Consider the following 10,808-nt stretch of genomic DNA (forward strand, 5'->3'; position numbering starts at 1 on the left):
AAGGCCGCCGGACCCGCCAAGCGCGCCTGAGGCCGAGGCCGGCGCGGCGCGCTCGACGACGCGCGGACGGCCCCGCAGGACGCGGCGCTTTGCCGAATCCGGCTGGTCCGCGTCCAAACCATCGGCCCGGGACAGGTCGCGGCGCGCTGCGCTAGGCTGCGCCCTTTCCACCGGGGACCGCATCATGAAGTTTTCACGTTTGAGCCTGGGCCTGGCGCTCGCCGCCGCGTTGGCCGTTCCCTCCGTCCAGGCCGCCGGGGCCGGCGCCCAGGGGCAGCCGCGGCTGGGCAGCTTCGGCGTCGACCTGAGCGCGCGCGACACTCAGGTCAAGCCGGGCGACGACTTCAACCGCTACGTCAACGGTCACTGGCTGGACAGCTACCAGCTCAAGGACTACGAGACCTCCTACGGTTCGTTCAACGCGTTGCGCGACCAGTCCGAGGCGCAGGTGCACGCGATCATCGAAGAACTGCGCCAGCGCCAGGACTTGGCCCCGGGCAGCGACGCGCGCAAGCTGCGCGACTACTACGCCAGCTACATGGACCGCGCCGCGCGCGACGCCGCCGGCGTCCGTCCGCTGCAGCCGGTGTTGGACAAGATCGCCAAGATCGATTCCAAGCCGGCGCTCATCGCCGCGTTCGGCGAGGCCGATCTCGACGGCAGCGCCGCACCGGTGCGCCTGGGCGTCGACCTCGACCGCAAGGACCCGGACCAGTACCTGGTCGGCCTGCGCGTCGGCGGCCTGGGCCTGCCGGACCGCGATTACTACCTCAATCAGGACGCGCGCTTCGCCGGCATCCGCACCGCCTACCTGGCCCACATCGAGCGCATGCTCGGCTTCGCCGGGGTGAGCGACGCCAAGGCGCGCGCGCAGGCGGTGCTGGCGCTGGAAACCGAACTGGCCAAGCCGCAGTGGGAACGCGCCAAGCTGCGCGACCGCGACAAGACCTACAACGTCTCCAGCTTCGCCGAGCTCGGCACGCAGTACCCCGGCTACGACTGGGCGGCGCAGCTGAAGGCGCAGGGCATGCCGGCGATCGACCGGGTCAACGTGGCCACCCCCAGCGCGGTGCAGCCGGTGCTGGACGTGATCGGCAAGACCCCGCTGCCGGTATGGCGCGACTACCTGACCTTCCACGCGATGCGCAACAACGCCGGCCTGTTGAGCCGCGAGATCGACGACGCCGCGTTCGCCTTCAACGGCACCGTGCTGAGCGGGCAGAAGGCGCAGCGCGACGACTGGAAGCGCGCGGTGGCCGCGGTCACCGGCATGGACGGCCTCGGCGACGCGATGGGCAAGCTCTACGTCGAGCGCAATTTCTCGCCGCAGGCCAAGGCGGCGATGCAGGCGCTGGTGGAGAACCTGCGCAAGGCCCTGCGCAGCAACATCGAGAAGATCGACTGGATGGGCGATGCGACCAAGGCCGAGGCCTATCGCAAGCTGTCGACCTTCCGGCCCAAGGTCGGCTACCCGGACAAGTGGCGCGACTACTCCAGCGTCGCGATCGTGCCGAACGATCTGATGGCCAACGTGATGCAACTGCGCCGCTACGGCCGCGCCGACCAGGTGCGCCGCATCGGCACCCGCCCGGACCGCGACGAGTGGTTCATGACGCCGCAGACGGTCAACGCCTACTACAACTCGACCTTCAACGAGATCGTGTTCCCGGCCGGCATCCTGCAGGCGCCGTTCTTCGACCTCAACGCCGACCCGGCGGTGAACTACGGCGGCATCGGCGCGGTGATCGGCCACGAGATGGGCCACGGCTTCGACGACCAGGGCAGCAAGTCCGACTTCGCCGGCATCCAGCGCAATTGGTGGACCGACGCCGACCGCGCCGGCTTCGAGCAGCGCACCAAGGCCCTGGGCGCGCAGTACGACGGCTACTGCCCGCTGCCGGGCCAGTGCGTCAACGGCGCCCTGACCATGGGCGAGAACATCGGCGACCTCGGCGGTATTTCGATGGCCTATACGGCTTATCAGCTGAGCCTGGGCGGCAAGCCGGCGCCGGTGATCGACGGCCTCAGCGGCGACCAGCGTTTCTTCCTGTCGTGGGGCCAGATCTGGAAGGGCAAGTACCGCGACGAGGCGCTGCTGAACCAGATCAAGACCAACCCGCATTCGCCGTCGCAGTACCGCGCCAACGGCCCGCTGCGCAATTTCGACCCTTGGTACCGCGCGTTCGAGGTCAAGCCGGGCGACGCCATGTACTTGGCGCCGGAGCAGCGCGTGCGGATCTGGTGATGCGCCAGGGACGCAGGGGTTGAGCGCTGCTTGCTCCTGCGTCCCCCGACGTTCTCGACATGATCTACCTGGGCCTGTTCGCGGCGGCCTTCGTCGCCGCCACGCTGTTGCCCGCGCAATCGGAAGGGGTCCTGGCCGGACTGATCGTCGCCGGCCATTCGCCGTTGGGCCTGGTGCTGGTCGCCAGCGTCGGCAACGTGCTCGGTTCCTGGCTCAACTGGTGGCTGGGCCGGGAAGCGTTGCGCTTCAGCGACCGCCGCTGGTTTCCGGTCAAACCGGCGGCGCTGGCCCGCGCCGGCGCCTGGTACGGCCGTTACGGCCGCTGGACGCTGTTGCTGAGCTGGATGCCGGTGATCGGCGACCCGCTGACCCTGGCTGCCGGCATGATGCGCGAACCCTTGCGGGTGTTCCTGCCGCTGGTGACGCTGGCCAAGGCCGCGCGCTACGCGGTGGTGGCGGCAGCGGCGGCGCGGTACTTGTAGTCTCGCACCAGGGGGGCAGGGGGGGCGCGCGCAACCCCCTGCGTCCCGGCCGGTTACATCCCCGGAATCGGCAGGCACTCCATCACCTCGACTCCGTCGCCGGGGAAGATCGTGAAGTGCGGGTGGTTTTCGAACAGTTGGGCGGCGGCGTCGTGCGATTCGGCGCGGATCACGGTGTAGCCGGCCAGGGCGTTGCGGATGTCGGCGACGCCGTCCTTGGAGATGCGCTTGGTTTTGCCCAGCGGGCCGCCGTGGTCGACGATGATGTCGGCATGGGTCCGCACCCATTGCTCCCAGGCCTGCATGCCGGCCCGGTCGCGCTCGGCGCGGGTTTGCGGATCCAGCTTCTGCCACGCGTCCATCGAGGCGGGCGAGCCGGTGAAGACGGCGACGAACTTCTTCATGGGTGACTCCTTGGCGAGGTGGCGGGCCGGGCCCGCGGAGCGGCGGCGACGGCTCAGCGGTCGCCTTCTTTCTTCATGCCCTTGAGCAAGGCCACGATGGCCATGCCGTGGCCCTGGCCCAGGTCGAAATCCTGCTTCAGCCAGGCCAGTACTTCGCCGGCCTTGACCCCAGGGCGCAGGCCCGTGGCGTCGGCGTAGCCCTTTTTTGCGGCCAGGGCGCGGAAATCGGCGGGGCTCTTGCCGGTCTTGCTCTGGATGTTGTCGAGATAGGCCTGGAAGGACATGGTGGACTCCTGATCGAAAGGGGCCGGCGGGGCCGGAAGGGCGTTGTTATCCGAAGCGACGAACGGGCGGGACGCGGATCGACACGGTCCGGCAAAAAATTCGTCCCAGGCCAGGGTGGTAAAGTGGCCGTCTTTCGGACCGCCAGAGCGAGCGCCACGATGAACGCCCCAGCCTTCTATCCGATCGGCACCCCCGGACGCGCCTGGGGCGCGCAGGAGGTCGCGCAATGGCGTGCGCGCCAGGTGCGTCACCGCAGCTATGCCGACGATGTGCTGAGCGCGATCGAGGGCCTGCGGGAACGTTTCGACGTGGTCGAGTACGGCCGCCTGGACTACGCCCCCGACGCCTATCCGCTGTTCGCGATCAAGAGCCGAAACTGGGGCCCGAGCCTGCCGGTGGCGCTGGTGACCGGCGGCGTGCACGGCTACGAGACCAGCGGCGTGCACGGCGCCTTGCTGTTTCTGGACCGGCATGCGGGCGATTACGCCGGCCGGGTCAATCTGCTGGTCGCGCCCTGCATCAGTCCCTGGGCCTACGAGCGCATCCACCGCTGGAACGTCGATGCGATCGATCCCAACCGTTCGTTCCGGGAGAACAGCCCGGCGCAGGAGTCGGCGGCGCTGCTGCGCCTGGTCGCGCCGGTGCGGGCGCAGGTGCTGGTGCACATCGACCTGCACGAAACCACCGACAGCGACGAGTCCGAGTTCCGCCCGGCGCTGGCCGCGCGCGACGGCAAGCCGTTCGAGCCCGGCGAGATCCCCGACGGCTTCTATCTGGTCGGCGACACCGACAACCCGCAGCCCGAGTTCCAACAGGCGGTGATCGCCGCGGTCGAGCAGGTCACCCACATCGCGCCGCCGGACGCGCAGGGCGAAATCATCGGCTCGCCGGTGGTCGCGCACGGCGTCATCAATTATCCGGTCAAGCAGCTCGGCTTGTGCGCCGGCATCACCGACGCGCGCTACACCACCACCACCGAGGTGTATCCCGACAGCCCGCGCGCCACGCCGGCGCAGTGCAATGCCGCCCAGGCCGCGGCGGTGTGCGCGGCGCTGGACTTCGCCCTCGCCGCGCGCGCGGGCTAGCCGTCCCGAACGAGCAGCGGGCCCGGGCCGGGGCCCGCTCGCTCCCGGCCGATCGGCGCGTGCGCGTCGTGTCAGCCGGCCGGCGCCGCGTTGGGGGAGCGCGTTTCCAGCATCAGCGCGTCCATGAAGAACTTGGTCGCCCAGTTCGGGTAGCGCCAGGGCATATAGGCCGCGCCGAGCGGATGCGAGCCTTTCAGCGCGCCGCGGACGTTGTCGTTGGCCGTGGCCAGGTGCTGCAGGCTCATGTTGTAGCGGTTGGCGGCGACCGCATGGGCGATCCAGCGTTCGTCGCCGTCGACCTGGGCCAGGCGCAGCCAATTGACCGCCATCTGCGAATTGCCGGTGACGCAGGTCCAGGCGACCGCGCCGCGCCATTGCGGGTCGCAGTAGCCGGGCAGGGAGCCGTCGGCGGCCTGCGCCTGCGCCATGGCCCGGGCCATGCGCCGGGCCTGGTCGAGATAGCCGAGGTTGCCGGTGGCCGCACCGACTTCGAGGAAGCCGCGCAGGGCGTAGGCGATGGTGTGGGTGAGCGCGCGGTCGTCGCGATGCCGGCCCAGGCAATTGTCGGGCAGCCAGCCGTTGGCGTGGGCGGTCGACAGCGCCCAGGCGACGTTGCGGTCGGCGGCCTGCAGGTAGCGCGCGTCGGCGGTGGCTTCGTAGGCGCGCACCAGGCCGAACGCGGTGCGGGTGTTGTAGGTCGCGCGCCGGGTCGTGGTCAGCGGCGATTGGAAACGGCGCCAGCAACCGTCCGGGTCTTGGGCCTGCAACAACCAGTCGGCGGCGCGGACCAGGGCGTCGCGGAACAGCGGTTCGCCGGTCTCGCGCAATGCCCGCTCCAGGCCGAACAGCACCTGGCCGGTATTGAACACGGTCGACACCGCCGGCCGCGTCGCCATGGTGCCGGCGCGCACGCCGCCATCGGGTTGTTGCATCGCGACCTCCCAGCGCGCCATGCGCAGGGCGGCGTCGCGATAGCGCGGGTCGCCGCCGTAATCGGCGTAATCGCACAAGGTCGGAATCACGTAGCCGGTGGTCTCCGGATACGAAGCGATCCAGCGGTTGCGGCGTGCGTCGTAGGAATGAGCGACGCCGTCGTCGTCGGTGGCTTGTTGCGCGCGCAACAGCCATTGCGCTGCGGCGGCCAGATGTTCCTGCGGCGTGCGCGTGGGATGGCGGCCGGCGTTCAGGCGATCGCGGTCCGCGTGCAGGGCGACTTGGGCGAACCACAGCAGATGCTTCATGAAGACGATCCGGCTTCGGCGCGAGCGCGGCGAGTGTCGCCGCATCCGCGCGCAGGGGCCAGCATCGAGTTCGCAGAATGACGAAACGCATCGCCGCGTGGCCGCGCGGCGATGCCGAGGCGTTCAGCGCCCCGACACGCCCATCGACGCCGGTCCGCCGCTCTCGAACACGATCGGCGCGCCCGCGGGCCGCAAACGGTCGGCTTCGATCCGGAACCGGTGCAGGGCGCGGTCGGCGATGCTTTGCGCGACCACCGTGCGCGAGTCGTCGAGAAACGCGACGCCCTGCGACCAGGCGCCGATCGGTTGCCGGTCCAGGCGCAGCAGGCGCTCGTTCTCGATCTTCAACAGCACCACCGCGCTGCGTTCGCCGTAGAACGGATGCGACTTGGGCCGGTTGCTGAGGTTCTGGGTCGCGGCCGCGGCGTAGCGGCCATCGGGCGAGCAGGCCACGCCTTCGGGCACCGGGCCGACGCTGACGGTATCGACCGTGCGCGGCGCGGCGCCGTCCAGGCGCAACAGGCTGACCGTATCGGCATCGCCGTCGCCGTCGCCGAAATTGCTGACCACCGCATGGCCGCCGGCGCCGCAGAAGGAAACCGCGAACGGCCGCACGCCGGCGACCAGGTCGCGGATCGCCGGCACACGCACGCCGCTGTCGTCGACCGCATACAACGACACCCGGTGATCGCCGGCGCGGGTGACCAGCAAGCGGCGCCCATCCGGCGAGAAGGCGGCGGACAAGGGGCCGGAACCCGCCGGGAAGGCGATCTGTCCGGCGACTTTCGCGCTGTGCGCCCGGCTGTCCAGCGCCAGCACGGTGGCGCGGTCCGCGGCGGTATGCAACACCAGGGCGCTGCGGCCGTCGGGGCTCATCGCCAGCGACGTCGGCGACGCGTCCAATTCCAGCGTCTGCACCGCGCGCAGGGGCGAGGCGGTCAAATCGATCACCGTGACCCGGCGGTCCGGCACGAACTTGGCTTGCGCGGGGTCCAGCCGTGAGGACGCGGCGACCAGGGCGAGCCGGCGATCGGCGCTGATCGCTACCGCGGACGGCGGACCCAGATAGCTGGTGGGAGCGTCCACTTCGCCGAGCAGGCGCGGTTGCGACGGCGAGAAGTCGATGAATGCGGCGCGGTCCGGTTTCGGCGACGCGACCACGGTGGCGCCGCCGACCACCGGCGTTCCGTCGCCGATCACGGCCTTGGGCTCCAACGCGACCCCGACGATCTGTGCCGGAGCGTACCAGGGCAGGGCGAGCAGCACAGGGCACAGCAGGCGGTGCAGGCGCATGGTTGCGGTCCGGCGATGGCGGGCGGCCAGTGTCGCAGCCCTCGGCCCAGCGGCGATACTGACGGGCATCGCTTCGGGCGGCGATGGCGGTCCTTCAACGCCCCATGACGATGCGCAGACCGCGCACTTCGCTCGCATCCGGACGCCGCGGCGCCGCGCCGGCGCGGACGATGCGCAGGCGCACGCGGACCCGGCCGTCGCGCACCGCGTGAGCGGGCAGCGGCACGACATAGGCGCCCGCGTCGTGCCCGGGCCGCAGTCCGTGCGGCGAGATCATCCCCAATGGCCGGCCGGTGTCGGTGCTCAATTCGATTTCCTGGCCCGAGCCGAGCCGGCCGACCTGCACCTCGAGGAACACCGACTCGCCGATGTCGCGCGCGCGGGGCAGGGCCAGGGTGGAGACGTCGCCTGGCGCGACGCAGCCGGCCTGCACGATCAGCAAGGCCCAGGCCAGAGCGGCGATGCGGCGCGACATGGCGGTTCGCCGTTCAAGTGCGCGCGGCGCGTGCCGCCGGTCGATCGGGCGTGGATGGCCGCATCCTGCTGTCCTCCTGCGTCGTTTTCCGGCGGGTTCGCGCATCGTGCGCGGTTGCGGCGCATTCGCGAATCCGCTTGCGCGCGCGGCTCTTATCGGAAAACGCTTCCGCACGGCAGCGACGGACACGCCCGCGTGGGGCGCGCCGCAACGGTCGACGCGGTCACACAAGTGCCGCGATGCGGCGCACCGCGAGTGATGCCGGGTGAGGCGCGCCGGCGTCGCGCGCCCGAATCAGTAGAACGCGATGCCCGGGCGCAACAACAGTTGAAACACCAGCAGCAGACCCGCCGCGGCCAGCGCCAGGCCCAGGGTGGAGCCCGGCCGCATCGCTGCGCCGCCGGCCCGCACGCCTTGCACGCGCCAGGCGCCGGCCTGGATCCACACCAGCCCGAACAACGCGACCCAGGCCGGCAGCAATGCGACCTCGATCCATTCGCGCGGCATCCGGAACGGCACCGTCAGCGCAGTGCCGAGCAGGGCCGGCAGCGTCGCACACTGAAATACGAAGCGGGTGCGCGCAGCGGGCCCGGCGATGCGCTCGGGCGCATCGGCCAACGCCAACAGCGGCCTCAGCAACGACAGCGCCGCGAACGGAATCGCGGCCAGCGCCAGCGCGGCCGCGCACAGCCTGGCGGCCGGGCCCCATTGCAGATAACGCATCGCCATGCCCAGGTCGCTGCCATCGCTGAGCGCGCCGATCGCGACCTGCGGCAAGGCCATGAGCCAGCCGCAATACGCCATCCAGATCAGGAACAGGCGCGAGCCGGTGCCGCCGCGGGGGCGCCGCAGACGCCAAGCGCACAGCGAGGCGACGACCACGGTGGCGACCGCGCCGCTGCCCTGGAACAACGCGGCCAACGGGTGCTCGCCTTGCCAGGCGTGGTTGTTGTGGAACAGGGTCGGCCGCAGCCCGGGCGTCAGCGCTTTGGGCAGGACCAGGAACAGCTCCTGGACGAAGAAGGTCAGGTTGAAAGCCAGGGTGTAAAGCAGAGCCGAGTTCAGGCTCAGGCGCCGGTTCCAGGGCGGCGCGACGGCGTCGCGTGCGGCGCTCGCCGACGCCGCGCCGCGCAGGCGCAAGACGCCGGCCAGGGCGAGCAGGACCGGACCGACCAACAGGACGCCGCCGGCCAGGGCGGCGATCGCAGATCCGAGCATGCAGGAGGGTCTCCGGTCGCGTCATCGCGTCGGCGCACTATAGCGGCGTCCGTATCGGCCCGGTCCGGCCGGCGCAGAAAAAAACATGGCGTGTCGATTCGGCGGGTTCCGGTTCGTCGTCCTGGCAGGAGCGCGGTTGTGCGCCGGAACCGTTCCGGCGCCCGCGCCCGCCCACGAGGAGTCGGCACCATGCGTTTTTTGTCCATGATCCGGATCGACGAAACCCTGAATCAGGCGCCCAGCGAGCGTCTGCTGACGGACATGCAGCAGTTGATGGAGGAGATGACCCGCAACGGCAGCCTGATCGCCACCGCCGGGCTGACGCCCAGCGCCGACGGCGTTCGCCTGCGTCTGCGCGGCGGCAAGATCACCGCCACCGACGGCCCGTTCACCGAAGCCAAGGAAGTGATCGGCGGTTACGCCCTGTTCGAAGCGGCGTCGAAGGCGGAGGCGATCGCGATCGGCCGGCGCTTCCTGGAAGTGCACGGCGAGGGCTGGGACATCGAGTGCGAGGTGCGGCCGCTGCAGGACCAGGGGGCGGGCTGCGGGCGGATGGACTGTGTCGAATGAACGCACGGCGGCTTGCCGCCGCCTGCGAGCAGGCGAGCGCGGCGTGACCGCGTTAGCCGTGATAGTCCGGGTCCGGCGGCTCGGCCGGCACCAGCGCGATCACCGCGGCGGTGGTCGGCGTACTCCAGTCGGGCAGGCCGCTGACCCAGGCATCGCCGGCGAGTCGGGTCCAGATCTGTCGGCCCGCGTTCCAGGCGTAGTGGACCTGGGCATGGACCGTGATCGTGTCGGTTTGATTCGGCACGAAGACATCCGGCCACTGCACGGTGAGGGTGTACTGGTATCCGCGCCGCGCCCAGGCCGACATTGGAATCATCGCGAAGATCGGATCCTGCGCGTAGAGCGGCGGGGCGTTCAGCAGTTGCCTCGCTGCGGCTTGCTTTTCCTGGTCGGAAGGAGGAACGCTCATGACTGCCTCGGAAGCAGGAATCGGTTGGGGTGGACCTTACCCGGTCCGGCGGTGCGTGATAAGGCCGGTGCGGCTCGGCCTGCGAATCCCGCGGTACGCCCCCGTCGCGCTCAGCGATTGACCGCCGGTCCGTTGACGCCCGCGTAGCCGTTGGCGCAGCCGCTGGTGCAGGTAGTCGCGAGCATGTTGTAGACGATCCGGCCGGCGTTGGACTTGGAACGGAAATGGCCGACGCCCTGGCTGGTGTCGCCGCCGCCGGCGTTGTAGGGACTGCCGTCGCTCCAGTCCCAGTCGTAGGCGTAGGCGCTGTTGCCGGCGCCGATGTCGACCTGGGCCTTGACGTTGGCACCGGCGTTGAACAGCGCGCCGCCGCTGCAGCCGGCGGCGTAGCTGGTGGTGAAGCAATGCACCTGGTCGTACAGGCCGGCGGTGATGGTGTAGAAGGCGATCGAGCCGTAAGTCTGCGGCATCGCGCGCAAGCTGTTGCTGCCGTCGCCGGTCCAGCGGTTATAGCCGTAATAAGGCACGCCGCTGCTGGGATACAGGCCGAAGGTGTAGTAGTCGTAGGGATAGACATAGGCTTCGGCATTGCAGGTCGGCGCGTACGGCGACTGGTAGCCGGTACTCAGGCAGGTGCGCAGGCCGCGCAGGCCGCCGGCGATGTTGACGAAGCGGCGCACGCTGGCCTGATAGCCGTAGTACTTCAGCATCGCCAGGCTCATCGACGAGCCCAGCGAGTGCGAGACGAGGTCGACCTGGCTGCGGCCGGTGTAGGCCTTGACCTTGTCGATGAAGCTCTTGAGCACCTGGTACTTGGCCGGCTCGTGGTAGTTGTACTGCGGCGCGGCGCGTTCTTCGGCGTCCAGGTAAGTGATGCCGAACAACTCGCAATCGTTGTAGCCGCGCGCCTTGAGTTCGTCGTAGACCGAAAGCGCCGGCGCCGCATAGCCGGCCACGGCGGAAGGCGGCATGTCGAAGCTCAGCGCGCTGTCGCCGTTGCCGTGCACGAACACCACCGGGGTGCGGGTGGCGATGCAGTCGCCGCCGCCGAAGCCGCCGCTGCCGACGCCGGGCGCGAAACCGCCGGCGTATTGGCTGGGC

Annotated in this window: 12 protein-coding genes; 4 read left to right on the forward strand and 8 right to left on the reverse strand. The window is 70.2% G+C overall.

Annotated features, from left to right (window positions below; translation table 11 throughout):
* Positions 1-184: 184 nt before the first annotated feature.
* A complete protein-coding gene (locus tag TX83_RS21375) occupies positions 185-2,245 on the forward strand; it encodes a M13 family metallopeptidase (protein ID WP_064750005.1) in 2,061 nt (686 codons plus the stop codon).
* A 59-nt stretch (positions 2,246-2,304) separates the two neighbouring features.
* Positions 2,305-2,727, forward strand: coding sequence for a YqaA family protein (locus TX83_RS21380; RefSeq protein ID WP_064750006.1), 423 nt, complete (start codon positions 2,305-2,307; stop codon positions 2,725-2,727).
* A gap of 53 nt (positions 2,728-2,780) precedes the next feature.
* Here the strand turns inward: TX83_RS21380 and TX83_RS21385 are convergent, their stop codons facing one another.
* Both TX83_RS21385 and TX83_RS21390 read right to left on the reverse strand, forming a co-directional pair.
* Complete coding sequence (locus TX83_RS21385; RefSeq protein WP_064750007.1) at positions 2,781-3,131, reverse strand: hypothetical protein; 351 nt, start codon at positions 3,129-3,131, stop codon at positions 2,781-2,783.
* A 53-nt stretch (positions 3,132-3,184) separates the two neighbouring features.
* Positions 3,185-3,415, reverse strand: coding sequence for a DUF4287 domain-containing protein (locus TX83_RS21390; RefSeq protein ID WP_064750008.1), 231 nt, complete (start codon positions 3,413-3,415; stop codon positions 3,185-3,187).
* Between the two features lie 159 nt (positions 3,416-3,574).
* Here TX83_RS21390 and TX83_RS21395 point away from each other — a divergent pair, with 159 nt between their 5' ends.
* Positions 3,575-4,501: a M14 family metallopeptidase gene (locus tag TX83_RS21395; protein ID WP_064750009.1), complete on the forward strand. Its 927-nt coding sequence runs from the start codon at positions 3,575-3,577 to the stop codon at positions 4,499-4,501.
* Between the two features lie 71 nt (positions 4,502-4,572).
* Here the strand turns inward: TX83_RS21395 and TX83_RS21400 are convergent, their stop codons facing one another.
* From TX83_RS21400 to TX83_RS21415, 4 genes are all read right to left on the reverse strand, one after another.
* Positions 4,573-5,742: a beta-L-arabinofuranosidase domain-containing protein gene (locus tag TX83_RS21400; protein ID WP_064750010.1), complete on the reverse strand. Its 1,170-nt coding sequence runs from the start codon at positions 5,740-5,742 to the stop codon at positions 4,573-4,575.
* Positions 5,743-5,865: 123 nt separating this feature from the next.
* Positions 5,866-7,035 (reverse strand): beta-propeller fold lactonase family protein, encoded by a 1,170-nt coding sequence (locus tag TX83_RS21405; RefSeq protein ID WP_064750011.1) that lies wholly within the window; start codon positions 7,033-7,035, stop codon positions 5,866-5,868.
* Between the two features lie 94 nt (positions 7,036-7,129).
* Positions 7,130-7,510, reverse strand: a complete 381-nt coding sequence (locus TX83_RS23560; RefSeq protein WP_064750012.1) for a hypothetical protein — start codon at positions 7,508-7,510, stop codon at positions 7,130-7,132.
* A 294-nt stretch (positions 7,511-7,804) separates the two neighbouring features.
* The gene (locus TX83_RS21415; protein ID WP_064750013.1) at positions 7,805-8,728 is read right to left on the reverse strand and encodes a hypothetical protein; all 924 of its coding nucleotides are present in this window, start codon (positions 8,726-8,728) and stop codon (positions 7,805-7,807) included.
* A gap of 189 nt (positions 8,729-8,917) precedes the next feature.
* Between TX83_RS21415 and TX83_RS21420 the strand changes: the two genes are divergently transcribed.
* Positions 8,918-9,298, forward strand: a complete 381-nt coding sequence (locus TX83_RS21420) for a YciI family protein (RefSeq protein WP_064750014.1) — start codon at positions 8,918-8,920, stop codon at positions 9,296-9,298.
* Positions 9,299-9,350: 52 nt separating this feature from the next.
* On the opposite strand, the gene TX83_RS21425 is transcribed toward TX83_RS21420, so the two are convergent.
* Positions 9,351-9,707: a hypothetical protein gene (locus TX83_RS21425; protein ID WP_064750015.1), complete on the reverse strand. Its 357-nt coding sequence runs from the start codon at positions 9,705-9,707 to the stop codon at positions 9,351-9,353.
* Between the two features lie 110 nt (positions 9,708-9,817).
* Positions 9,818-10,808, reverse strand: a 991-nt coding sequence (gene phaZ7, locus TX83_RS21430; protein ID WP_064750016.1) for an extracellular native short-chain-length polyhydroxyalkanoate depolymerase PhaZ7, incomplete at its 5' end; no start/stop codon positions are given.

The sequence above is a fragment of the Lysobacter antibioticus HS124 genome, from assembly GCF_000336385.2.
Lineage (GTDB): Bacteria > Pseudomonadota > Gammaproteobacteria > Xanthomonadales > Xanthomonadaceae > Lysobacter > Lysobacter firmicutimachus.

Bases quoted from the DNA above. Each gene is read 5' to 3' on its own strand.
- TX83_RS21375 (WP_064750005.1), top strand. From the start codon at position 185: ATGAAGTTTTCACGTTTGAGCCTGGGCCTGGCGCTCGCCGCCGCGTTG.
- TX83_RS21380 (WP_064750006.1), top strand. From the start codon at position 2,305: ATGATCTACCTGGGCCTGTTCGCGGCGGCCTTCGTCGCCGCCACGCTG.
- TX83_RS21385 (WP_064750007.1), bottom strand. From the start codon at position 3,131: ATGAAGAAGTTCGTCGCCGTCTTCACCGGCTCGCCCGCCTCGATGGAC.
- TX83_RS21390 (WP_064750008.1), bottom strand. From the start codon at position 3,415: ATGTCCTTCCAGGCCTATCTCGACAACATCCAGAGCAAGACCGGCAAG.
- TX83_RS21395 (WP_064750009.1), top strand. From the start codon at position 3,575: ATGAACGCCCCAGCCTTCTATCCGATCGGCACCCCCGGACGCGCCTGG.
- TX83_RS21400 (WP_064750010.1), bottom strand. From the start codon at position 5,742: ATGAAGCATCTGCTGTGGTTCGCCCAAGTCGCCCTGCACGCGGACCGC.
- TX83_RS21405 (WP_064750011.1), bottom strand. From the start codon at position 7,035: ATGCGCCTGCACCGCCTGCTGTGCCCTGTGCTGCTCGCCCTGCCCTGG.
- TX83_RS23560 (WP_064750012.1), bottom strand. From the start codon at position 7,510: ATGTCGCGCCGCATCGCCGCTCTGGCCTGGGCCTTGCTGATCGTGCAG.
- TX83_RS21415 (WP_064750013.1), bottom strand. From the start codon at position 8,728: ATGCTCGGATCTGCGATCGCCGCCCTGGCCGGCGGCGTCCTGTTGGTC.
- TX83_RS21420 (WP_064750014.1), top strand. From the start codon at position 8,918: ATGCGTTTTTTGTCCATGATCCGGATCGACGAAACCCTGAATCAGGCG.
- TX83_RS21425 (WP_064750015.1), bottom strand. From the start codon at position 9,707: ATGAGCGTTCCTCCTTCCGACCAGGAAAAGCAAGCCGCAGCGAGGCAA.